This window comes from Paracoccus shanxieyensis (genome assembly GCF_009711265.1).
In the GTDB taxonomy this organism is placed as follows: domain Bacteria; phylum Pseudomonadota; class Alphaproteobacteria; order Rhodobacterales; family Rhodobacteraceae; genus Paracoccus; species Paracoccus shanxieyensis.
Genome location: NZ_WMII01000020.1, coordinates 32,213 through 54,740, shown reverse-complemented (window position 1 = coordinate 54,740; position 22,528 = coordinate 32,213). Strand labels below are relative to the sequence as shown.

25 protein-coding genes and 1 pseudogene are annotated in these 22,528 nt (G+C 66.4%); 5 read left to right on the top strand and 21 right to left on the bottom strand.

Annotation, left to right across the window (positions count from 1 at the left end):
* The 5 genes from GL284_RS17360 to GL284_RS17340 all read right to left on the bottom strand — a co-directional run.
* Positions 1-1,992: prohead protease/major capsid protein fusion protein (locus GL284_RS17360; RefSeq protein ID WP_155045859.1), on the bottom strand; the 1,992-nt coding region annotated here is incomplete at its 3' end.
* A 3-nt stretch (positions 1,993-1,995) separates the two neighbouring features.
* Positions 1,996-3,552 (bottom strand): phage portal protein, encoded by a 1,557-nt coding sequence (locus GL284_RS17355; RefSeq protein WP_155045858.1) that lies wholly within the window; start codon positions 3,550-3,552, stop codon positions 1,996-1,998.
* A complete protein-coding gene (locus GL284_RS17350; protein WP_028030714.1) occupies positions 3,552-3,761 on the bottom strand; it encodes a phage head-tail joining protein in 210 nt (69 codons plus the stop codon). Before GL284_RS17350 ends, GL284_RS17355 begins: the two co-directional genes overlap by 1 nt.
* Positions 3,761-5,764, bottom strand: a complete 2,004-nt coding sequence (locus GL284_RS17345; RefSeq protein WP_155045857.1) for a phage terminase large subunit family protein — start codon at positions 5,762-5,764, stop codon at positions 3,761-3,763. Before GL284_RS17345 ends, GL284_RS17350 begins: the two co-directional genes overlap by 1 nt.
* The gene (locus tag GL284_RS17340; protein ID WP_155045856.1) at positions 5,712-6,308 is read right to left on the bottom strand and encodes a hypothetical protein; all 597 of its coding nucleotides are present in this window, start codon (positions 6,306-6,308) and stop codon (positions 5,712-5,714) included. The genes GL284_RS17345 and GL284_RS17340 overlap by 53 nt, the downstream gene beginning before the upstream one ends.
* Before the next feature lie 111 nt (positions 6,309-6,419).
* On the opposite strand from GL284_RS17340, the gene GL284_RS17335 reads away from it, so the two are divergent.
* The 3 genes from GL284_RS17335 (at position 6,420) to GL284_RS17325 (ending at position 8,006) form a co-directional block, all read left to right on the top strand.
* On the top strand, positions 6,420-6,692 hold the full coding sequence (locus tag GL284_RS17335) for a hypothetical protein (protein WP_066813809.1): 273 nt from the start codon (positions 6,420-6,422) through the stop codon (positions 6,690-6,692).
* Positions 6,693-6,787: 95 nt separating this feature from the next.
* The gene (locus GL284_RS17330; protein WP_155045855.1) at positions 6,788-7,351 is read left to right on the top strand and encodes a DUF3489 domain-containing protein; all 564 of its coding nucleotides are present in this window, start codon (positions 6,788-6,790) and stop codon (positions 7,349-7,351) included.
* Between the two features lie 175 nt (positions 7,352-7,526).
* Positions 7,527-8,006: a GNAT family protein gene (locus GL284_RS17325; protein WP_155045854.1), complete on the top strand. Its 480-nt coding sequence runs from the start codon at positions 7,527-7,529 to the stop codon at positions 8,004-8,006.
* A 44-nt stretch (positions 8,007-8,050) separates the two neighbouring features.
* Here the strand turns inward: GL284_RS17325 and GL284_RS17320 are convergent, their stop codons facing one another.
* From GL284_RS17320 to GL284_RS17295, 7 genes and pseudogenes are all read right to left on the bottom strand, one after another.
* Positions 8,051-8,266, bottom strand: a complete 216-nt coding sequence (locus tag GL284_RS17320) for a DUF7220 family protein (protein WP_155045853.1) — start codon at positions 8,264-8,266, stop codon at positions 8,051-8,053.
* Positions 8,263-8,661, bottom strand: coding sequence for a hypothetical protein (locus tag GL284_RS21575; RefSeq protein ID WP_230383127.1), 399 nt, complete (start codon positions 8,659-8,661; stop codon positions 8,263-8,265). Before GL284_RS21575 ends, GL284_RS17320 begins: the two co-directional genes overlap by 4 nt.
* A 202-nt stretch (positions 8,662-8,863) precedes the next feature.
* Positions 8,864-9,373, bottom strand: a pseudogene (locus GL284_RS21570) (DNA cytosine methyltransferase); the annotation flags it as partial.
* Position 9,374: 1 nt separating this feature from the next.
* The gene (locus GL284_RS17310) at positions 9,375-10,715 is read right to left on the bottom strand and encodes a site-specific DNA-methyltransferase (RefSeq protein ID WP_155045851.1); all 1,341 of its coding nucleotides are present in this window, start codon (positions 10,713-10,715) and stop codon (positions 9,375-9,377) included.
* 432 nt (positions 10,716-11,147) lie between these two features.
* The gene (locus tag GL284_RS17305; RefSeq protein ID WP_196216796.1) at positions 11,148-11,573 is read right to left on the bottom strand and encodes a DUF6362 family protein; all 426 of its coding nucleotides are present in this window, start codon (positions 11,571-11,573) and stop codon (positions 11,148-11,150) included.
* The gene (locus GL284_RS17300) at positions 11,566-11,766 is read right to left on the bottom strand and encodes a hypothetical protein (protein WP_089389369.1); all 201 of its coding nucleotides are present in this window, start codon (positions 11,764-11,766) and stop codon (positions 11,566-11,568) included. Before GL284_RS17300 ends, GL284_RS17305 begins: the two co-directional genes overlap by 8 nt.
* Complete coding sequence (locus GL284_RS17295; RefSeq protein WP_425274245.1) at positions 11,763-12,284, bottom strand: crossover junction endodeoxyribonuclease RuvC; 522 nt, start codon at positions 12,282-12,284, stop codon at positions 11,763-11,765. Before GL284_RS17295 ends, GL284_RS17300 begins: the two co-directional genes overlap by 4 nt.
* Before the next feature lie 506 nt (positions 12,285-12,790).
* On the opposite strand from GL284_RS17295, the gene GL284_RS17290 reads away from it, so the two are divergent.
* The gene (locus GL284_RS17290) at positions 12,791-13,411 is read left to right on the top strand and encodes a hypothetical protein (RefSeq protein WP_155045849.1); all 621 of its coding nucleotides are present in this window, start codon (positions 12,791-12,793) and stop codon (positions 13,409-13,411) included.
* Positions 13,412-13,418: 7 nt separating this feature from the next.
* Complete coding sequence (locus tag GL284_RS17285; protein WP_155045848.1) at positions 13,419-14,489, top strand: helix-turn-helix domain-containing protein; 1,071 nt, start codon at positions 13,419-13,421, stop codon at positions 14,487-14,489.
* A gap of 33 nt (positions 14,490-14,522) precedes the next feature.
* On the opposite strand, the gene GL284_RS17280 is transcribed toward GL284_RS17285, so the two are convergent.
* The 9 genes from GL284_RS17280 to GL284_RS17240 form a co-directional block, all read right to left on the bottom strand.
* Positions 14,523-17,087 (bottom strand): VapE domain-containing protein, encoded by a 2,565-nt coding sequence (locus GL284_RS17280; RefSeq protein ID WP_155045847.1) that lies wholly within the window; start codon positions 17,085-17,087, stop codon positions 14,523-14,525.
* A 9-nt stretch (positions 17,088-17,096) separates the two neighbouring features.
* Positions 17,097-18,416 (bottom strand): ATP-dependent DNA helicase, encoded by a 1,320-nt coding sequence (locus GL284_RS17275; RefSeq protein WP_155045846.1) that lies wholly within the window; start codon positions 18,414-18,416, stop codon positions 17,097-17,099.
* Positions 18,413-19,162 (bottom strand): hypothetical protein, encoded by a 750-nt coding sequence (locus GL284_RS17270; RefSeq protein ID WP_155045845.1) that lies wholly within the window; start codon positions 19,160-19,162, stop codon positions 18,413-18,415. The genes GL284_RS17275 and GL284_RS17270 overlap by 4 nt, the downstream gene beginning before the upstream one ends.
* A complete protein-coding gene (locus tag GL284_RS17265) occupies positions 19,159-19,956 on the bottom strand; it encodes a hypothetical protein (RefSeq protein WP_155045844.1) in 798 nt (265 codons plus the stop codon). The genes GL284_RS17270 and GL284_RS17265 overlap by 4 nt, the downstream gene beginning before the upstream one ends.
* Positions 19,953-20,162, bottom strand: a complete 210-nt coding sequence (locus tag GL284_RS17260) for a hypothetical protein (RefSeq protein WP_155045843.1) — start codon at positions 20,160-20,162, stop codon at positions 19,953-19,955. Before GL284_RS17260 ends, GL284_RS17265 begins: the two co-directional genes overlap by 4 nt.
* Before the next feature lie 10 nt (positions 20,163-20,172).
* A complete protein-coding gene (locus tag GL284_RS17255; RefSeq protein ID WP_155045842.1) occupies positions 20,173-20,400 on the bottom strand; it encodes a DUF6511 domain-containing protein in 228 nt (75 codons plus the stop codon).
* Between the two features lie 140 nt (positions 20,401-20,540).
* The gene (locus GL284_RS17250) at positions 20,541-20,771 is read right to left on the bottom strand and encodes a hypothetical protein (RefSeq protein ID WP_155045841.1); all 231 of its coding nucleotides are present in this window, start codon (positions 20,769-20,771) and stop codon (positions 20,541-20,543) included.
* Positions 20,772-20,853: 82 nt separating this feature from the next.
* Positions 20,854-21,603 carry a hypothetical protein gene (locus GL284_RS17245; RefSeq protein ID WP_155045840.1) on the bottom strand — a complete coding sequence of 250 codons (750 nt, stop codon included), beginning with the start codon at positions 21,601-21,603 and terminating at the stop codon, positions 20,854-20,856.
* Between the two features lie 18 nt (positions 21,604-21,621).
* Positions 21,622-22,479, bottom strand: coding sequence for an ATP-binding protein (locus GL284_RS17240; protein ID WP_155045839.1), 858 nt, complete (start codon positions 22,477-22,479; stop codon positions 21,622-21,624).
* Positions 22,480-22,528 lie beyond the last annotated feature (49 nt).

Sequence of the window (22,528 nt, the reverse complement as noted above, 5' to 3'; positions counted from 1 at the left end):
GCACTTGATCTCGACCCCGTCGACGTCGAAGCCGTTGCGCGTCTCGATATAGGCGCCCTGCTGGCCCTCGAGATAGGCGTACTCGATGGTGTCGATCTGGTTCGGGCTGGCCGCCAGATACCAGGCGCTCTCGCTGGCGGCGTCGAGCCGCGGCTCGCTGATCGGCGAAAGCGTGCGGATCGACTGCGGCACCACGCTGGAGGTCGCGGCGGGCACCAGGTTCTGGGCGACCAGCTGCTCGGCCTTCAGTTCCAGCGAGGCGGGCACGATCAGGAAGGCCGGGCGGACGTTCAGCACCGTCTTCTTGTCGAGCCCGGTCTGCTTCGCCATCGCCGCGCGGGCCGCACCGACGCTGCTGACATCGAGCGCCGCGCCGGTGCCTGCCAGGTTCTTGTGCGTGGTGTGGAACAGCGCGTTGCCGTCGGCCATCGCCGGGTTGGCGGTGATGATGCCCCAGACCACGTCCGACTCCAGCTGGGCGATGGAGTTGCCGTACATCGCCGGGATCCGGGTGAAGGCGTCGAGATCGTCGTTGATCAGGGTCTGGCGGGTGATGGCGACCACCCGGCCATAGGTCTTGACCTTGTAGCTCTCCTTGCTCTCGCCGAGCGTGCCGCGCTTGAACTCGCCGCTCTCGCCGACCTCCAGCAGCTGCGGCGCTTCGCCGAGCTGCACCCGGTGCATCGCCTTGAAGTCGGTGGCGAGCACCTGGCGGCAGAACAGCATGAACGTGCGGGGATACGCCTCGTAAGCCTGCCGCAGCGTCTTGTTGGTGACCGCCGAGAGGATCTCGGGGAAGTCCGAGGTCGAGTGCAGCGCGCGCGTCGCCACCTCGTCGCGCGAAAGACCCCGCGTGTTGACCCCGGCATTGCCGAGGCTTTCGCGAGCGAGTTCCAGCAGGGTCATGCCGCGATACTGCCGGGCGGCGTCCTCCAGCTGGAAGAGCGTCGGGCTGTAGCGGTGCAGGAGCGCGTTCGCCACCGCGTCGCGGCGGGTGATCCGCTCGTCCCGGCCGCCGAGGGGGACGGAGACATGCGGGAAAGTCCGGGTCTCGTCCGACTTCGCCGCGACCTGGTCGAGGATCAGGCGGCGGGACTCGTCGACGCTGACGCCGCGCTTCACCAGGTCCTCGGCGAAGCCGCGTTCCAGGTTCAGCCGCCCGGCCAGATCGTAGATGGTGGAGACGCGATCACGCTCGGCTTCGCGGGCGCGGGTGGCGACCGCCTCGGTGTCGGGCGCGGGAGTTGCCTGCGGCTTCGGCTGGCTGCGCGTCTCGCTGGCCGCGACCTTCGGGTCGGGCGCAGCCGGTTTCGGCTCGGTCATGGGGGTGTCCTCGGTTGCGACCGGCTCGGTCGGCTGGGTGGTGGTTGCCTTGGCGGCGTCGCTCGCCGGGGTCTGGGTCTTGTCCGTCATCGGGGATGCTCCTTGCGGTGTGGGGGCGTCCCGGCGGTGAAGGACGCAGTCGTGAAGGGGGTGCTGGGCGCGGAAACCCGCGGCGGGATCGGCGCCGACCGCGACGGCGGAGACCTCGAAGGGGGTCCAGTCCACCGCCCGCCAGAGTTCGCGCGCGGCCTCGGGCTTCGAGACCTCGAAACGGTGGACCTGGTAGCCGATCGAGACCGCGCGGATGTGCCCGGCCTGGATGTCGCGCCAGATCGGCTCGACATCGGCGCGCTCGCTGATCCGGACCAGCGCGATGCCGCGCCCGTTCTCGATCCGCGCCGAGCCCGGCACGACCGAGCCGATCACCGCGTCGAGCGTGTCGAGCTCGTGCACCTTCAGGAACGGCGCGCCCGCGTTCAGCCGGTCGAGGCGGACATGGGCCGGGTCGAGGCTCAGTTCCTCGTCGTATGGCTCGCCGAAGAAGGTCGCGCGGCGGACGCGCGCGCCCGCCGACCAGACCACCTCGACGGTGCGGCTGTCGGCGTCGGCCGTGTTCGGCGCAAGCTCCGCCGACCGGCGCATGGCCGGCAGTTCGATCATCGTGTCCATGGGTCAGTCCTGTTGGTCGGCCTGCGCCGGGTCATTGTCCGCGCCGGCGGCCGGGTCGTCGGTGTCCTGTTCGTCGGCGGCCGGGTCATTCGACGGATCGCTGGTCTGCGCGCTGCCGGTCTTGGTGACGCGGCGCGGGTCGCTGTCGAGCACCAGCCCGAGCGCGTCCAGCTTGGCGTTGGTCGCGGCGATCTCGGCGAGCACCGCGTCGGGGTTGCGGCCCTGTTTCGCGATCACCTCGGCCAGCGTCATGGTGCCGGAGCGGATCGACAGCAGGTTCGCCATCGCGTCCTTCTGGGGATCGACCGCCTCGAACTTCGGGGGCGACCACTCGACCGGCACGGTCGGCGACGGGATCTGGCCTGCGGCCCATGCCGCTTCCGTGAACCAGCGCCAGACCGGCGCGCAGAACATCGGGATGAAGAGCTGCCACTGCACGGCATCGATCATGCGGCGGAACTCCACTAGCCCCGCCCGGATCGAGGAATAGTTCACCTGGGACAGGTCCCCGGTCAGCAGCTCGTAGGGCACCCGGAAGCCTGCCGAGATCGTGTGCAGGCTCGCGCGCTTGTATTCGCCGTAGCCGCCCGTCGCCGAGGGCTGGTTGAAGCGGATGTCCTTGCCGCCGCGGGCATAGGCGATCAGCCCCGGCTCGAACTGTTCCACCCGGTTGCCGTCGGCATCGACCACGGAGGGCGCGATGCCCTGTTGCGCCTCGTCGTCGCCGAAGACGATGGCGGTCACGCAGGCCTCGGTCTTCTTGCGGACCAGTTCCGCCAACTCGTAATCGTCGAGATCGCGCAAGGACCGGATGACCGGCGCACCCCAGGGAACGCCGCGCGCCTGCGTGCGCTGCTTCTCGTAGACATGGGCGATCTCTGACGCGGGGACCGGGCGGCTCTGCAACCCGTTCTGCAAGGCCCCGTAGGCGTCGCCCGGATGCTCGGCATGCAGCCAGTAGGCCCGGCGTTTGCCGACCGGGTCGAACTCGATCCCCTGCACGAGGCGTCCCGCGCCGAGGACGCCGGATTTCGTGGCGTCGAGGAAGTCGGCCTCCAGCACCTGCAATTGCAGCGGCACCGGAAGGCCGTCGCTCGCACGCCGCAGGCGGCGGCGCACCAGCACCTCACCCGCCTCGACCATCTCGCGGCAGATCAGCGTCTGCAGACCGTAGAAGTCGAGTTGACCATCAGCGTCGCAATCCGCTGTCCAGCGTTCGAACAGCGCGTCCACCTTCCGGTCGAGCGTGTCGTCGCCGCTCGCGGCGCGCGGCATGATGCCGGCGCCGATGATGTTGTTCACCAGCACCGCCACGGCCTTGGCCGCATGCGGGTTGTTGCGCACGAGGTCCCGCATCCGGTCACGCAGCAGCGCCCCGGCGACGCCGATCTCGGTGTCGGCGGAGGACCCCGGCGCCCGCCAGCCCTCTGTCCGTCGGCCTTTCGCGGCCCCGTCATAGCCCCGTGTGAGGGTCTCGAAGGCCTGACGGGCCAGCACGCGCCTGGCGGCGGCCCGAGGGGCGACGGAGGCAATGGCCCTGTCGAACCAGTTTGCCGACATCAGCGATCCCCGCGCGAAAAGCCCGCCAGCCCGGCCACCGGCAACGGCCGCGTGGTGCCCGCGATGGCGCGTTCGATGGTGCGGATGCGGGCGAGCAGATCCTCGGCGGAGCCGTAGTCGACGGACTTGCCGTCATAGCTCACCCGCGTCGTGCCGCTGGCGTAGGCCCGGCGCAGCGCCGAAAGCTCGGTTTCCGTCCAGTCGGTCATCAAAACCATCCTCCACGCCGTCCGAGCCAGTCGGAGCGGCGCTTGCCCTGCGGGGCCTGTCCCGGCCGGTTGATCTGTCCGGCGGGATCGGTGTCGGTGGGAGCGGCCCCGAGCTGATCCTCGAGGTCGCGCCATTTCTCGTCGGGCCAGCGGTCCGCGCCGGCGATCCAGGCGGCGGCGCGGGCATAGACCCGGCAGTCCAGCGCCTCGTTGCGCTCGCGCAGCTTCTGCCATTCCAGCCGGGCGAAGCCGCGCTTCGTGCGCACCGTCACCAGCTGTTCGGCCACGAACTGCTTCAGCCATTCGTTCTCGACCCAATGCGGCAGGTGCACCGAGCCGGGCGGGAATGCCGCCCCGTCGTCCATCTCCTCCTCGGTCGGCCGCGCCAGCCGCAGGAAGCGGTAGGTCTCGGCCTTGAAGGTCGACACCGCCACGGTCCAGAGCCGGGCGCCGCGCCGCAGGCGTTTGCCACCCTCGGTCGCGTCGACGAAGGTCGGCCCCGACACCGGGCTCGAGCGGTTGAACCCCTCGACGCCCTTGACCGGCGACACCTGCGCAAACCCCTGCGCCCGCGACCAGGAATAGACCGCCGGGGCCTCGTAGCCCGTGTCGATGGCGAGCCGCGCGATCCGAAGATGCGCGCCGCGCTCGTGCGGCCAGGACCGGTCGAGCAGCGCGGTCAGCTCCGACCATGCGTCATGCCGGTCCGGCCCGCCCTCGATCACGACGTGATCGACAAGCCAGCTTTCGAGCCCGCGACCCCAGGCCCAGACGTCGACCTCGATCCGGTCCTTCTGCACGTCGGCCCCGGCGGTCAGGAACAGCCCGCCCGCTGGCACGGTGCCGGATGTCCAGCGCTCGCGGCGGTCGTAGAGCCGCTGCCAGTCCGGCGCTTCGCCGGTCTCGACCCAGGTCTCGCCGAGGATCGTGTTGCGGAAGGCCTTGATCGCCTCGTCCGACCCCTGTGCTGCGTCCCATGCCCGCACGATCCGCTCCCAGCTCAGCCAGCCGATCGGCGAATAGAGCGCCGAGAGGTGATACCCGACCGTGGTCGGATCGGCGGCCGTGGCGGTCGCGCGCCATTCGCCCCCCTCCAGCATCGCCGTCTTGTGGTGTTCCGCGATTGCCGCGTCGCAGCCCTCGCAGTGATACTCCGCCGTCTCCGGGCGGCCCTTCTGCCAGCGCAGCCGGTCGAACTTCAGCCATTGCATCGCGCCGCAATGCGGGCACGGCACGAAATACCGGCGCTGATCGCTGGCCTCGTATTCGCGCTCGATCCGGCTCAAACCCCGGATGGTGGGCGTCGAGGCCAGGAACACCTTGCGCCGATGGGCGAAGGTCAGCGACCGGGCTTCCGCCAGCGTGACCGGATCGCCTTCCTCGTCGGCGGACGCGGGATACGCATCGACCTCGTCCAGAAATATGTAGCGCGCCGGTGTGGACCTCAGCCCGACCGCCGAGTTGGCCCCGGTCATGATCAGGATGCCACCCGCAAACTCCTTCGACAGCATGGTGTTGCCCGCGTCCCGCGAGCGCGCCGGTTTGACCCGCTCCCGCAGCTCGGGGCTCTCGTCTATCAACGGGTCGATCCGCTGCCGCGAGTTGCGTTTCGCCAGTTCCACCGTCGGCTGGACGGCCAGCATCGGACCCGGCGCCTGATGGATCGCGAAGCCGATCCAGTTGTTGCCCGCCTCGGTCGCCCCGACCTGCGCGGCCTTCATGAACACGATCCGCTGCGTGGGATCGCCCGGCGACAGCCGGTCCATGATCTCGCGCATATAGGGCGTGCGCACCGTGCGGTATCGCCCGGGCTCGGCCGAGGCGCGACCCGAGAGCATTCGGTGCCGGTCCGCCCATTCCGAGACGGTCAGGTCCGGGTCGGGCCGCAGCCCGTTGCCCCATGCGCGCAGGATCTCGCCCGCGCCATCGAAGTCCGTCAGGCCATCATCATCACCGGAAGTCGGGCCGGACCTCGGCGAGTTCGTCGAGGTGGGCGCGTACATGTTTCTCCAGCACCTTCTGCATCGCGGCTGGCTCCACGGTGATCTGCTGGCCCGTCGCGTCGCTGCACGAGGCCGAGAACTCGGCCGCCATCAGCGCCGCCGCACGCGCGGGCCAGTTCACCCATGCGTCCCGTTCCTCCCGCGCGAGGCGGAACACCAGCGCCAGCGCGCGGGCCCTTTCGATCAACTCCCCCTTCAGATTCTGGAGCCGGATGCGCCGTTCCTGCGCCTTCAGCACCTCGTTCGCGGTCTTGGCCTGCAGGAAGGTCGTGCCGCCGCCGACGGCGGGGACTGCCAGACCCTGTTCGCGGAGCGTGTCGCCGACGGCCGCCACCGCCGCCTCGGGGACGGGCTTCAGCTTCGGCGCGGGCGGCTTTCTCGTCTTCGACGGGTCCGTTGTCTCGGCACGCCGGGCGTCGCTGGCCGCCGCGTTGATGCTGCCGTCCGGATAGAGGACCAGCCGCTCGGCCGTCTTCGCCTTCTGGATCGCGCCGCGCGACAGCCCGACATGCGCGGCGTACTGGCGCTCGCTCATGCCCTGCATCGACGGCTCCGATTATCATTCAAGATCATGTGCTTATAGAGTTGATAAGCGTCGCGACCGGAGCGAACGTCCGTTCAGAAGGACGATGCAACTCACCAAGGAGCCACAACGATGACCACCCGCCTGAACCCGATCACCACCCCGCGCCACGAACTCCGCGCCGAGAAGGCGCGCCGAAACAAGGAAGCCGCGCTCGCCGCTTTTATCGGCAAGAAGGCCGAGATCGACGAGATGCTCGCGCGCCTTCAGGCGCTCAGCGACGACCATTTCAACTGCCACCCCGACGAGGCGGGCTGGGCGATGGTCGGCACCCTCGAACACTACGCCAGCCTCCTGAAGCGCATTACGGACAGCGCCTTCGGCGAGGGCGAGCACGCCCGCTGATCTCCGGCACCGCCGGAACTCCTGCCGCGTTCCCTGCGCGGCTCGGGGTCGTAGAAGGCGCCGCATGACGCGGGCCCGAAAACGGAGACGACCCAATGCCCAAGCTTTCCGACACCCAAGCCATCATCCTCAGCGCTGCCGCACAGCGTGAGGACCGCATTGCCCTGCCGCTGCCCGAAAGCCTGCGCGGGGGCGCCGCCGCCAAGGTGGTCGGCGCGATGCTCGGCAAGGGCTTCCTCGAGGAGGTCGACGCCGACCTGCGCAAGGGCGAGCCCGTCTGGCGCGAGACCGGCGACGGCCACGGCGTCACACTCGTCGCCACCGACGCGGGCCTCGCCGCCATCGGCATCGAGCCCGACGACGCGAACCCCGCGCCTGCGGGCGCGACGGACGCGCCGACCGAGGAGCCCATGCCGGACACTCCCAACGAACCGGAGGCCGCGCCAAAGGCGCGCACGCCGCGCGAGGGCACCAAGCAGGCCACCCTGATCGCCATGCTGCGCGCGCCGGACGGCGCGACCATCGAGGAGATCATGGCCGCGACCGGCTGGCAGTCGCACACGGTGCGCGGCGCCATGGCCGGGGCGCTCAAAAAGAAGCTCGAGCTCGAAGTGGCCTCGGAAAAGATCGAGGGGCGCGGAAGGGTCTACCGGCTCTAGGGAGCCTGAGTTATCCGCATCCGAAAACCAAATTGAAGCCGCCCGAGCAGGGCGGCAAACACGTCTGTTACTAGCTGGTGCTTTCTCGAACGGTGAACACTTGCAGCGTATCGGGTCTGGGGTTGCGGCATCATCCGACACCCCATAAACAAATGATAACTGAAAGGATTTTGAGATGGCACGCGTTGATATGATGCTGACCCTTGCCGGGTTCGATGAGGCGCTTCGTTCAGGACGCATAAAGACCGCAAGGATGCAAGGGAACGAAAAGATACAGATACATCAAGATATGCCAGATGGCCGAACACCTCGTCTGACCTATGCTCGGACCAAAGGATCTGGCGTCACAGCTGTCACCGTTATCACCACAGCAGAGCCAATTGACGGAATGCGCTGCTTTCATCTTGGATATGCAGTTCGGGAAGATCAGCGGGGAAAGGGCCTCGCAAAGGACCTCGCTTCGGCAGCCGTCACCGATTTTGTCGCGAACATCGTGCGGAACGGTATGAGAGAGTTTTGCATCGAGGCTATAGTTGACCGCGATAATCCCGTCTCTGGATCGGTTGCTCGCGCTGTCCTCGGCGTAGACCCCATTGAGAAGAACGACACTTCTGATGGGACGCCGATCTGGCAGTTTGTCAAAGTCATAACCTGACAAAGTCTACTAGGTCATTGCCTACGGAAAGTCCTGCCGCCAAGTCATGGCGGTCGACTTCTTTCGAACAACCTCCGCAGGACGTAGGAGCGCGCTATGCTGACCACGGTGAAGACCGCGCCCATCTTCAGGTTCTGCGCCAGCGTCGTGTGCAGGCCAAAGACCGGAAAGATCAGGATCTGCGTTGCGACCGCGACGCCGTAGCCGACGATCACGTTGGCTACGGCTTCGACCAGCGACATGACGCGCGACTGCTTCATCTCGCCGCCTCATCCACCGGCCAGCAGTTCAGCCGCCAGAGTTCGCAGCGCATGCGCTGCAACCAGGGGGACCACGCCGTTGCCACAGAGGCGAAGCCGGTCCACCCGGTGGGCCATCCCATCAGCGCCTCGACGAACAGCGGGTTCAAGGTCCGGCGCACATCGCAGGTACCGCTCCCAGCCATTGGCGTCACCAGGACCTGGCGGCCAAGCAGGCCGTTCACCGGCGTGTTCGCCAGTGTCGTCGCCCCGTCCTTGTGATCCCGCGCCGTCGGCGTCATCCACATCCCCGCCGAATGGGTCAGGTCGGCCGACCTGCGGTTGCCCGCACTCGGCTTGCAGCCATCGTTCGCCATCGGCGTCGGCCAGAGCGCGGCCGTCGTCGCGAGGTTCATCCCATGCTGGCCTGCTGCCTGCGACGGCGTCGGCTTTGTCTGCCGGTTCTCGTTGGCGCTGGCCCTCGGCGTCGGCCAGAGCCGCAGCAGTTCCGTCCGGTTGCCGCCACTCGATCGGGTGCCAGAGCAGGCGCGCGGGGTTGGCCAGGTTGTCCCCCTCGCGGATGGCGAGGATGAAGAGCCGCTCGCGCCGGTGGGGCGCACCGACTTCCGCCGCTGTGAAGAGGCCTGCCGCAAGGCGGTAGCCCATGCCGACCAGTCCGGTGGCGACTTCGGGGAAGCCGAGGCGGAGATGATGGGCGACATTCTCGAGGAAGACGAAGGGCGGCTCGACCTCGCCGATGATGCGAGCAACATGCGGCCAGAGGTGGCGCGGGTCGTCGGCACCCCGGCGTTTGCCCGCGACGGAGAACGGCTGGCACGGATAGCCCGCAGTGACGATATCCACCGCGCCGCGCCAAGGGCGGCCGTCGAAGCTGGTAACGTCGTCCCAGACAACAGCCTGATCCAGGGACGCGTCTTCCATCCGCGCCACGAGAGTGGCTGCGGCGAAGGTCTCCCGTTCGACATGGCCCACAGTACGATATCCGGGGATGGCGATGGCAAGCCCGAGGTCGAGCCCGCCCGCGCCGGAGCAGAGGGAGAGGCCGAAGAGGCATGCATCTCCGACTCCGGAAGCGCGTCCGGAGGAAGGTAAAGCCAGGTCATGCATGTCACGCGGCGGGTTCAGTTTGGGTTTCGGTCTCGGCCGTACTTTCCGCCAGCCGCGCGGTTCTCACTTGGGCGAAGGTCCGGCCATCGCTGTCGAGGATCGCCTCCTTGCCGGTCTCGGCCTGCCAGCGTTCGACGGCGACATCGACATAGGCGGGGCTGATTTCCATCGCGAAGACGCGACGGCCATTCGCTTCGCCTGCCATGATCTGCGAACCCGAGCCCGAGAACGGTTCATAGCAGAGGCCGCCCCGCGCCACATGCTGGCGCATCGGGATCCCAAACGCATCGAGCGGCTTCGGCGTCGGGTGGTCGGGACGCTCATCCTTGGCAAAGCTGGGCAGCGCCCATGTCGATGGCAGCGTTTCCTCGGCCACTTTCGGCGGGCGGTTTGGGCGGCGCCAGCCCATGAAGCAGGGTTCGTGTTTCCACAGGTAATGCGACCGGGTCAGAACCCCGCGGTCCTTCACCCAGATGATCTGCTGGTGCACGAAGGCACCGGCCTTTTCCCAGCAGGCTTCCAGCATCGCCTGGCGGCGCGAGGCGTGCCAGCAATACCACGCCGCATTTTCGGCAATGGCCTCTGCCACGGCGGCTGCGATGAAGCCGTCGTAAAGCTCCGCCCCCTGCGAACTGTCATCCCAGGTCGTGCCATAGGACGCGGACCAGTCCTTGTTGCGGGTCGGATGGTTCGAGCCATCGTAATCGACGAGATACGGCGGGTCGGTCGCGAACAGGATCGCCCGCTCGCCGTTCATCAGGCGGCGGACGTCGTCGTGGTTCGTGCTGTCGCCGCAGAGCAGCCGGTGATCCCCGAGGATCCACAGATCGCCGGTGCACGAGGCCGGATTGCGCGGCGGCTCGGGGATGGTCACCGGCGGCACGGAGCCCCCGGCGCCTCCCTCGTCCCCGTCGTCTTCCGCGACGTAGGCCAGCAGCTTGTCGAGCTCGCCGTCGGAAAATCCGACCAGCGACAGGTCGAAATCATCAGCGAGAAGGTCGTTCAGTTCCGCCGACAGCAGCGCTTCATCCCAAGTCCCTAATTCTGTTAGTTTATTGTCGGCCAAACGGTAGGCCCGCCGCTGCGCCTCTGTCAGGTGACCGAGCACAATCACCGGCGCCTCTGTCAGCCCCAGCTGCGTTGCGGCCAGCACCCGGCCATGCCCGGCGATCAACTCACCGTCTTCGGCCACGAGGCAAGGCACGGTCCACCCGAACTCGGCCATGCTGGCGGCGATCTTCGCCACCTGGTCTGCGCCATGCGCCTTCGCATTGCGGGCGTAGGGCTGCAAGCGCGCGAGCGGCCACATCTCGATCCGATCCGGGGCAAAGCTCAGCGTCATCGGGGGGCATTCCTCGGATCAGGGTGGATACCGCTGGCTTCCGGACTCCGGGGTCCAGACTGGACTCCACGCGGTGTCCAGCCGCCACCAGGGGTGTCCAGCTTCAAGGGTTTGAATTTGCAGTATTTCAGGCGAGTTCAGGCGGTGCTGGCTTCCGGGTGGCTTCCCAAAAATCCGGCCCTGTCGCTAGCGATATGCCGCGCTTCGCCCGCCAGCATACGAATGTCGCCAGGAAGGAACCAAGATATCAAAGGCTTGGCAGTTTGGACCCCGACTGGTTCCCTCGCTGGACCCCGGAAGCCAGCGGCGCGGCCAGTGCCTGCGCGCTCCTCTCCCGAGTATATTAAATCTGTAGCGTCCTGGACGCGATCTGTCTTGGCGTCTGGTGTCTCGCTTGAAAGTGTCTCGCACACGCGACGGCTATTGACAGGTTCAGTGCGTCACCTTCGCCACCACGAATTCCATCGACCGCTTCGACGGCACGCGTTTGCCATTCAACCGCCAGACGATGACTGCAATGCCATACTGCCAGCGCCGGTTGGCGGTGGCGCGGCTGATGCCCAGTTCCCAGCAGATCGGCTTCCATGGCTTGCGGTTCGCCCGGAGCCACACAAGGCGCGCGTCGGCCGGGTCCAGCCAACGCAACCACAGCAGCGCGTCGTCGGCTTGGGTGATGTCGCGAGGGCCGGGCTTCGGCCGTCGCATCCGAGGTTCTTGACCGACCTGGTCGGCGAAGCTGTGGAAATACTCGGGCCAGGCGTTGAAATAGCCCTGCGGCTTCACCTCGGGCAGCGACCTAAAAACATCGGCAGCGCTCTCAAGGCGCGCTTCGACAATGGTGGGTGTCCACTCAGCCATGTGCGATCTCCCTTGGCTCGACACGCGGGCCGTAGAGTTTTTCACCCAGCTGGCGGACCAGTTCCTGCTCCGGCCAGGTGAGACGCGGGTCGTCGATGGACACGGCCAATAGCCCATGGTCATGCCAGCCGTCCTGCTTGACGCGATCTGGATCACGGCGGGTGCCACCATAGCCGCGGGGATACCACCTCACGCGACACCCCCGTTCGTTTCGATGGCCCAATGCAGGATGGCAATGGCATCGGCCTCGTTGTCATCGGTGGGGCTGAACCCACGCGCCCGCGCGGCCGTAATCATCGCCTCCTTGTCAGCGTTGCCCTTCCCGGTGGCGTGGCGCTTGATTGTGCCAACCGGAACGCCCTCATAGGGGATGCCGCGGAGTTCAGCCCATGCCGTGAGCGTGGCCATCAGCCCGCCATAGACATGGGCAGCGTCCGTGCCGACATGGCGGCGGACTTCCTCGAACCAGATGGCAGCGATGGGGCCTGAGAGCCGGTCGATTTCGGTCAGCCAGTTGGTGAAGCGCAGATACCGCATGCCGCCACCGTCGAAACGGCCGGGGCGAAAGGACGTCGTGCCGGAGGTGATAAGGCCGTCATGGCCGCGCAAGGCCCAGCCTGTCGTTGTCCCGAGATCGAGGGCAAGGATGCAGGAAATGAAAATGCGCCCCTGCTCGGGGCGGACTTCCTGCGCGGAGATCATTGTGTTCATGGTGAAGGCTCACAAACTGTGGGCCTTCGGCTTCGGTCGCGGTCAGATTTAGCATGCACCGAGTCTACCCCAAAGCGAAAACGACGACGCGCCGTTCGAGGGAAACAACCGGCGCTGTTTGGTCCCCGTCCCAACCTCTGGACCCTCAAACCCAAGGTTCAATAGGGTTGGGGCACACCTTTATCATTCCAATTCAATGAGTTGATGGAATGGCGCCCCAACCGCTGTGTCCCCAACGGGTGGTCAACTCCTTTTACATGGAATCGTATGGCCCCGACGATTTTCATCATTCCACATGAATGGTCATCAATAGGTTGGGGAAACAGCATAAGGTTGGGGACACCGTTGTTTCTGCAGGCTTTCTTGTGTCCCCAACGCGAGATGGAAGTTGGGGCAGCGTTGGGTCTACTGGGAAGGTTGGCACGCTTGGGGACAAGGGATGTCTTGACCGTGCCCGTTTTTTTAACCTACAAGTAGGTGGAAAAAACGGGCATGAGGAATCGAGCATGGCAGGATGGGTTGAAACGAAGATACTGGGTGAGCCTTGGGATGTGGACCGTCGTATCGCCGAGATGGGATTGTCGATGGATGGTTTGACCAACTCGGTCCGCGCGGCTCGCACTGCTAGTGGAAACGCGACGGCGCTGCATCCTTCGAACGCGGCAGGCACATTTGGCTATCACGAGGGCGTCGCATCTCTTCGCCAGGAGTTCATTGGCGACGAATGGGTCATCGACCGGAAAGACGGGGTCGAGACCATCCGCAACGACCAGAAAGGGCTGAAGATCGGGTTCTGCAACGTCGATCGCGCCTGTGGCGACAAGGCGCCGAAGCCGCGCTCGGACAAGGGTGCTGCGTCCGAACGTGCCTGCGGCCCGATGCTTTTCGATCCGGAAGAACTTCGTTTCTTCGTCCGTGACGATGCCGTGGGGCTCGCGTTTTATTACCTCATGGTCGACGATATAGGACGGGCCGAACTCACCCGGCCCAAGATTTCGGGCAAGACCTTCGAAGGCGCAGTGGAGCGCATCTTCCTGCTTCCCGAAGGCGACGAAGAAGACATGCTCCTGAATCTCGACGACGACGGCATCGCGGAGGATTTCGAGCCCAAGATCGTGCGCAAGTAGGCGTCACATGTTTGAAGAATCACGATTGAAATTGGCTCGTGCGCGTCGCGGGCTAACGGCGAAAGCGCTTGCCGAACAGGCTGGCGTTAGCGTCGACACCATCAAACGTCTCGAGCAGGGCCGGAACGAGCCTGAGCCGCATACGGTGGGGAGGCTGGCAGAGGCGCTTGGATACCCGGAAGAATTCTTCTTCGGACCCAAGGTCGATGCCGTCGATCCCGGTGCTGTCAGTTTCCGCTCATTCTCGAAGATGACGGCCAAGGAGCGCGATGCCTCTCTTGGCGCCGGATCGGTGGGGCTCATGCTGAGCGGATGGGTCGAGGAGCGATTTGGTTTGCCGGAGCCCGATCTGATCGATCTGTCGTACGAAAGCGACCCTGAGGTGGCAGCGTCGCACATGCGGCAGCAGTGGGCGCTTGGGCAGCAACCCATCGCTGACCTGATGGCGCTTTTGGAAGTCAAAGGAATTCGGCTGTTTTCGCTTACCGAGAACACCGCGTCGGTCAACGCCTTCTCTTTCTGGCGCGGCGGCAAGCCGTACATGTTCCTGAACAACTTCAAGACCGCCGAAAGCAGTCGTTTCGATGCCGCACATGAACTGGCTCACCTCGTCATGCACAAGCATGGCGACCCCAAAAAGGGACGAAATGTCGAGCGTGAGGCAAACGCCTTTGCTTCGGCGTTCCTGATGCCCGCCGAAGATGTCATAGCCCGCATTCCGAGGCGGGTCACAACGGATACCGTCATTCGCGCCAAAGCCCGATGGCGTGTTTCGGCAATGGCGATGGCCTATCGTCTTCATCAGCTGAAGCGACTTTCGGAGTGGCAATACAAGTCGATCTGCATCGACCTGACGAAGCGCGGCTACCGCACCGGTGAACCGAACGGCATCGGTCGCGAGAAATCAAAGGTCTGGCGCCAAGTGCTTACGATGCTCTGGCAGGAGCGCGTAACCAAGGCTGACATTGCGCGAGAACTCGGCCTCCCGCTCGGAGAAGTAGAGGGGCTTATCTGGAGCTTGACCGCCGATGATGGCGGGAGTGAGCGGCAGGAAAGAGGGCCGCTGCGAGCCGTGTAGAAAGAGGTATCGAGATGCCCAGACGTGCGATGACTACGTCTGGGCTTTCCGATACCGCCACTCCCGACCTGCCGCGCGCCCTCCCTCGTCGCGCCGCCGATATCGCTCCCAGCCGTTGGCTTTGAGATAGGCCGAGACACGCATCTGATCGCCACGTGTCCAACGTCCGGGTTCGAGCCCGATCGCTTCATCGAGGATCTCGCCGACCGATACGTCGCTCAGCGGTTCCTGCCGCAGCACGCTTTCGGTGCGGGAATTGCCGTAGTCCGGGTAGCCGTCGGACACTGTGCGGATCTCGTGCGTCAGCCAGTGCTCGATCAGATTGTCCCAAGCGTCGGATTGGTAGCGGCGCTCCTGTTCTCCATGAGCTTCGGCAAGGATCGCCGGATCGTCGATCCACCAAATCGCGCCTTCGCGGAAACGGTGGACGGCTTCGGCCCAGAGTTGATCCCGGTCGCGAGCGATTGCGGCGATGTCGATGCTTCCACAGCGTAGCGGCCAGAATCGGCGATTGCCGGTTTCATCGCGCAGATAGGTGTCGGGGTTCACAGTGCCTGCGAACACGCACTGGCGGGGAACCTCGACGGTGTAGCGGCCATAGGGCGGCCGGAAGCGGTCGGTGGTGCGGGTCAGGAACGCCTTGATGCGCGAGACCTCGGCGCGGCCAATGGCGTCGAGTTCGGCGATTTCCACAATCCATACGCCCTGCATGTGAATGGCCGCGTCCTTGGACCCAAGCTCGGGCAACTCGTCGGTGAACCAATCCTCGCCCGCGAGCACCTTGATCGCAGTGGATTTGCGCGCGCCCTGCGGCCCTTCGAGGATCAGCATATGATCGGCCTTCACCCCGGGCCGGTAGATCCGGGCCACGGCCGAGATCAGCCAGAGCGCGCCGATGGTGTGATGGAAGGCAGTCGGCGCAGCGCCGAGATAGGTGCTTGTCCAGGTCTCGATCCGAGGCGTGCCATCCCATTTCAGGGTGTCGAGCCAGTCGCGAACCGGATGGATGCGCAGGTCGCGGGCCACCGCGCCGACACCACGGCCGACAACCATCGGGGCGACGTTCAGCCCGCGCAATTGCAGCCACTCGGCCGTGCGCACATCGTCGGCATCGTTCCAGGGGCGCGGAAAGCGGATGGCCGGGTCATCCCACGGCAGCGGCTGGCGCACCACGATACCTTGGGCGAACTCGTCGAAGGCCAGGAGCCCTGCGAATACCGGATCCGAGGACAGGGCGATGATCACATTGGCCTCGTTGCGCTCAGGCGTGCCGGACAATTCCTGACAGAGCCGCCCGAACCAGGCAGGGCGCGCGATCCTGCCCTGCGGATCGCCCGTCGCATGCACGCGGCGGCGCAGTTCCGTCAACTGCTTGTCGAGGATCGACATGGAGATGCCGGTCGCAGTCTTGATCCGGGCGAGGATCTGGCGTTCGGGCAGCGGATCTAGCCGGGCCAGCGCAAGGCGGCCGAGGAGGCTCGAGAGCGCGGCGAATTCGGGCGGATTGGTCAGCGCCTCGGCGGCGGCAATCAGAGCGTCCGGATCGCCAGGCGCCAAAGCCGCCACTGTCGTCATGGCCTCCGTGCCGACCGGCTCGTCAGCGGAAATATCCGGTCGATAGTCGGCCCCATGCGCCCCGCGCATCAGATCGTCGTTGAAATCGTCGCCATGGAGCGGGACCACGATTTCGTTCGAAATGTCGGCCCGGTTCAGCCGATCCGACAGGGTCGCAGCGGCCTGACGACCTGCGTCGCCTGCATCGGCGTAGATCGTGACCCGTGTCGTGCCCGCCGGCCACTGAAACCGCGCGAGACCATCGGCAGAGAGCGCCGCCCAGACGGCGGTGCCGAACAGGGCATGCGCCGCTAGGGCGGTCTCGATGCCTTCGGCAATGCCGAGATGGCCGTCCGCAGGCATGGCGAACAGGCGCACGGCCGCATCCGCTACCGATCCCAGCATCTTCTTCCCGGCAGACGCCTTGGCGCTGCCGTCGTCGAGCAGGAAGGTCCGGTGAATACCCTGAGCGCGGGTGCCGTCTGCCAGGCGTGGCAATGTGATCAGGCCCGGCCAACCGCGTCGCGTGTCGAAATCCGGCAGATCGGGGTGGAACAACAGATCCGGGCATCCCGGATCGGCAACGCCGCGGATGCGGAGGTAGGTTTCGGCGGGCGTGCCAGCGAGCGGCTGTGCGCCGTCGATCAGTCGCGCAATCTCGCCGGTATGATCGGGCTTCGCGCGTGGCGCGTTTCGGGGCGCGGGTTGATCCATCCCGGCAATCCGCGCCGCCTCGTCGAAGAGCGCGCCATCGCAGAGCCCGGTTGCCTGCGCGATCAGATCGATCGGCCCTGCGCTTTCGCCGGTGGCATAGTCGAAACCCCAGCCGGCATAGGGCCCGTCAAGGTGGATGGTACAAGACCCCTCCTTGCGCGGCGGGCGGCCGGACAGGTCGGCACAGCGCAAGGAACGACGGTCGCGCGCAAGCCGCGCCTCGGGAAAGATGCCGGGGAGCCAGTCGCCTGCGGTCGCCGCCAGCCGGTCCTTTACGGCCGCGAGATCGTGGCGTGCTTTAGGCGTGCCGACATCGTTGAGATCGATCATCGCGCCCCCTCAGGCCAGAAGGACGAGCCCGCGCTCAGCGCGGGTGATAGCGGTATAGAGCCAGCGGCGGCGGTCGATCTCGCTGCGGCCAAGTCCGTCATCCCAGACGATCACATTCTCCCACTGCGAGCCTTGGGCCTTGTGGGCGGTGATCGCCCAGCCGAAGGTCGCCTCGGTCAGCTTGCGCTTTTCCCGCCAGTCGCGGTCATGGCGCTTGGCATCGAAGGCCACATGATCCTCGAAATGCCCCTTGTAGATGCGCAACCGGCCCGGACGGCCGTCGCTGTCAAAGGGGGAGACCCGGCGCCCGTCTTCGTCATGCACCACGGCAGAGAAGTAGAGGCTACCCTCATCGACGATATCCTCGAGGGTCAGGAACATGCCGTTGATCAGACCGAGCGAATTGTCGTTCTTCAGGCAGATGATCTTTTCCGCCCTGCCGGTGGGAAGATATGTCCCGCCCAGCCCGGCCGCCGCCCGCATCGCATTGTTCAGCTGGAAGCGCGTCGCGTTCAGGCCGCAGATCAACTGCCCACCGCGCAGCGCATGATCCGGCGTGATGTCGCCCTTACGCAGCTTGGCGACATGGGCGTCGTAAACCCCGAACCCGATGGGCTCCCCCATCCGCGCCATGGTGGCGAGACGGATGATGGCGCTCTCGGCCGCCTGACGGTGAATCTCTGTCAGCATCACGTCGGGCGTATCGCGGGTGAAGGCTCCTTCGCCCTTGATGGGCGGCAACTGACCCGGATCGCCCAGAACGAGGATCGGTTTGCCAAAACTCATCAGATCGCGCGCCATTTCCTCGCCCACCATCGACACCTCGTCGAGGACGATCAGCCTTGCATCTGCCGCATCGCTCTGCGGGTTCAGGGCGAAGCGGGGATGCTTCATCGCCGAGAGCGCCTGCCGCATGGCCTCGATCGCGGCCTCGGCAGTGGTGCGGTCAAAGCCGGTCAGCCGCCGCGCGGCAGTCTCGGCTTCTCGGACCTTCTGCGCTGCGGCCTCGATTTCCGCTTCCGTGGCCTCGATCACAGAATAGATCAGGCTGTGGATGGTGCGCGCAGGCGTGCCTTTGCGGGTCAGCACGAGCGCCGCCTTGCCGGTGAAGGTGGCGGTGACCACACCCGGCACACAGGTGCCGTCCTTCGCGCCGCGGTGGGGCGACAGGCCAAGCTCATCGAGCGCGAACTTCAGCACCGTGCTCTTGCCCGATCCGGCATAGCCAAAGAGCCGGAACACCTGTTGCTGCTCGGTGCGGTTCTCGAACCAGTCGCGGACCTCGGCGATCGCGGCGGCCTGCGCAGCCGATGGGGTGAATTCCGTCATGTTCGCCGCGCCTCCACCGCATAATCCTTGACCACCCCGCCGCGCGCGGGATCGCCCACTTCACATTGGCGCACGAAGATGCGCCGACCGTCCGGCAACTGGCGCCAATGCCCCCGGCGCAGGTGCCAGCGCGGGCTGGCATGACTGCCACCGAGCCGCTCGGATGTGGCGCGTAGCCGGGCCGGATCGATGGCGACCTGATGCCAAGTCCAGCCGCGCACGCCATCCCGCGCGAAGGGTGTGCGCCTGATCGGGGCGATCTGGCGTTCGCTGATGCTCGCTGACGATGCGAGGATCGCGAGCCCGCGCCAGACGATGGCGGCCGCCGCCTGACCGCTTTGTTCGGCAAGCCCTGCATCGCGAAGTGCCGGATTGGTGGCAAACTCGGCGATGCCGCCATCGGCGATCCGGACATGGGCATGGATATCGGTCCAGCGTCTGGGCCTGCGCCACAGGGCGAGCCAGACCGCCTCGATGCCGTCGTCGCGCTGCCGTGCATAGACGATCTGGCTGCGGATGGTCCGACTGCGGTCGGCCAACTCAAAAATCGTCTCGGGGTGCGGCAACCGTTGCGGACCTGCCGCGAGGCGGCGGGCCAGCGCATCGACGTCGTCGGAATCGAACTGCGCCTGATCGGCGAAACGCCAGACCGGTGCGAATTCGAACCCTTCGAGCAGGTCCCGCAGCCAGAAGCGCGCGCGATGGGCGCGGACGATCCGCTTGAGATCATAGGCGTCGGGGATCATCGCCGCTCACCCCAGCACCTAGCCGCCCATGCGCAGGGCGCGTGCCACTTGCCGGCCGCCATGCCACCCCGGCAGACGACGGCCGTGGGTTCGGTCGCCGCCCGCGGCAACCATTCGTCCGCCTCGGACGCCTGCACGACCCCGACCGCGCGATCCGACATCTCCTGCGCCAAGCGGGCATCGAACGGCACCAGTTCCGTGTGCAATTCCATCGTGTCACGGTTCAGCGCGGTGAAGAGCGCCGGGTTGGGCAGGTCCATGTAAGCCTGATAAAGCGCGATCTGGGCGGCGTAGACGGGTCGCGCGATGCTGACGCCACGCTTGACCACATCCTTCCAGCTCGACGCGCCGAGCGCCTTGTTCTCCCAGAGCGCGGGATAATCCATCGCCACGGGGCCGGAGACGAAGCAGCCGTCGATATGGCCCTTGAACCGGCCAGCCATGGCCGCGAAGCCGAACTGGCGGCCATCGGGGCGTTCGGTGCGCAGATCGAACCCGGCAATCCGGAACCAGCCCGCGACAATGTCCTCGGCCCGATGGCCAGCCTCGAAGATCCGCAGGATGCGCGGTTCAAACTCCTGGCCCTCGTCCTTGGGGACAGCGAGATAGTCGAACTGGATCTGACGCAGGCAGTCGCGCCCAAGCCCAGAGGAACTGACATAGGTGCGGGGGCGCTCGGCGCGATTGCGCGCCGTCAGGGCAGAATCGATGGCGGCCGAGACGGCGGTGGCGATCGGTGGACGCGGTGCGCCTTGGCCATAGTTACAGCCGGAGCCGTGGTTCAGGTCGATCATTGGTCACGCTCCCAGAACCCGCCAGCCTGCGCGATGCAGGTCAGCTTGTGATGCTGGGCCTCGGTCAGCCGGGCGCGCGGGCCGGATGTCTCCAGCTTCTGGCGCAGGCTCTCGCAGAACTCGACCTCGAAGTCGGTGATGGCATTTGCCGTCGCGGCGGCAAGAAGGTCGGCCCAGGGGGCGGTCTCATTGTTTAGATCGATCATGACGACCTCCTCAGAACGGAATCGGATCGTCATGGGCCGTGCCGGTGCGCTCCTTGCGCGCGCCTTGCGCCAACATGCTGTCGACATAGCCGGTGACGGCCGCCTCGATCAGCCGGTCGATATCTGCGGCCGTGCGATGGAAGAAAGGCTCCATGAGCCCGAGGTCGGTCAACGCTTCGGCAAAGAGCGTCCGCGCGTCGCGGATCGCCTGTGCCTCGCGGGCGGTCTTGTCGATCATGCCATTCATCCTTTGGGCGATTGCGCTGCCCACGTCCTGACAGCGGAGCGAGCAGAAGCGGTGATAGGGATAGCGGTCGTGCTGGAGGCGGTGGACGTAGCCGAAGCCACGAGCCTCCCGCGCGCAGACGGCGCAAAGCGCTACCCCAGTAGGAAATTCGCGATCGGGTCCTCGGGCGGCCAACCCGCCCGCTGAAGCTTCTCGGTCTGCATCACGATCCAGCGCGAGATGGCGTTCACCGCCATGGCCTCGAGGTCGCCGAGGGTAAGGCTTGCGATGGGTTGGTGCAGTCTTCCTCGGGCCTCGAGCCATGTTCCGATCTCCAGCGCGGCGGCGCGCGTTACTTGCGCCTGCCATTCGTCCGGGGTCATGGGCCGGTCGCCCGGCCCAGCCCCTTCGGCCTCGGCGATGGGTGACCCAGCGGAACCACCCGACCGCCGTTTCCGCCGCGCCTCAGCCATTGAGCCAGGCGGGCATGGCGGGGGTGCCCGGCGCGGCGGGTGCCGGGGCCTGCGGCGCGGGCGGCGCTGCGGGTGCGGTCTGCGCGCCCCAGGCCGGAGCGGTAGTTGCAGCGGGCTGCGGTGCCGCGCCCCATGCCGGTGTCGGCGCTTGCCAGCCCGGCGCCGCGCCGCTCGCGGCCTTGCGCGGCGGGGCGTTGACGGGTTCCGGCGGGACGGTTTCACCGCGCATGACGGTGGCATGGTGCGGCTCGTCGGGCAGAACGACGTTGGCGATGCGGTTCTGGTCGCGGTATTGCGGGTTGGACGCGGGCTCCACCATGATGCGGGCTGCGAAGACGATGCCGTCGAGATGCTTGAGGCCGGGCAGCACCCGCTTGGCCTTGGTCGCCGGGGTTTCGTCGCGCGGATCGAGCCCGAGGGCGCTGTCGACCATGGCGCGAAACGTGGATTTCGAGATCTTCCAGCCGATGGACTGGCCTTTCTCGTCCAGTTTTCCGCCTGCCACGGTGAAGCTCTGCCAGAACTTGCGGCGGGCATGCGGGCCTTCGACCACCGTGAATTCGCAGTCGAGCATGCGCGCATCGCTGGACTGCGAGGCCTTCAGCAGCCCAGCATCCATCGGGGTTGCGCCATTCACCCCGCCGGGGCGGATGGTCAGGCGGACCTTGGCGAAGGTGCCGTCCGGGATCAGCTCGCCGATGGGGGCCATCTGAGGTTGGGCGTCGTTCAGATCGTAGCTCATGTCAGTTCCTTTCAGGGATCAGGAGGCAAAAGCGGGTTGATGGGAGGCGCGGCCGTCGATCCGCGCGAGCAGCGCGCCGAGGTCGGGCGGCTCGGTCAGGTCGAGACGGCCGGACCGGTCCTTGGCGGGAAGGCCCCAGGGGTTGCCGGACTTGCAGACAAGGCGGCGGTCCGTGGCGGTCTCGTCCAGAACCCAACCACCCTCGGCATCGCGGGCGAACAACTGCATCGAAACCACCTGGTCCACGATGCCGGGCAATTCCCGCCCCGCCTTGCTGCCTTCCATCTGCGGCTGCCAGGTGACGGCACCGAAATCGTCGGTCACCTTTTCCAGCACGCCCACGAAGATCACTGTCTTGCCGCGCGCATGCTGGAGGTGCTTCAGCGCCTGGATCACCTCACGCCCCAGAAGCCCATAGGCGCCTCGGACATCCGGCTTGCCGGTCCGGTCCGAGAAGGCTTCAGGCTGCTGGCGGGCATAGGCCATCGCCTGCCGGGTCAGATCGGTGATCGAGTCGACGAAGACGATGCGGCGCGCGGCGAGGAAGGCCTCGATGCCGCTGTCGCGGTGCTGGGCCTGCAGCCACGCGTGCCGTTCGGTCCCGTACCAAGACTGCGGATGTTGCGCGGGGTCCGGCCCGCCGATCAGCACCGCCAGATCGCGGAAGTCGGTGAAGCTGCGCACCGGGATCGACGCGCCGCGCCAGTCCTGCACCGATTTCATCCCGGCCTCAAGGTCGAGGCAGACGGTTTCCTCGGCAGGCAGGGACTTCAGAAGCGTGGTCTTGCCTACGCCGGGCGGGCCGAAGATGGCGAGCGAGGTCTTGTTCTCGGCGGCCGAGAGGCGTTCGTCGGCGGTGATGATGCGGAAGGCCATGGGGTTCTCCGAAAGATTGCAAGGGGCGCGGCGGCGGGGGTGACCGGGT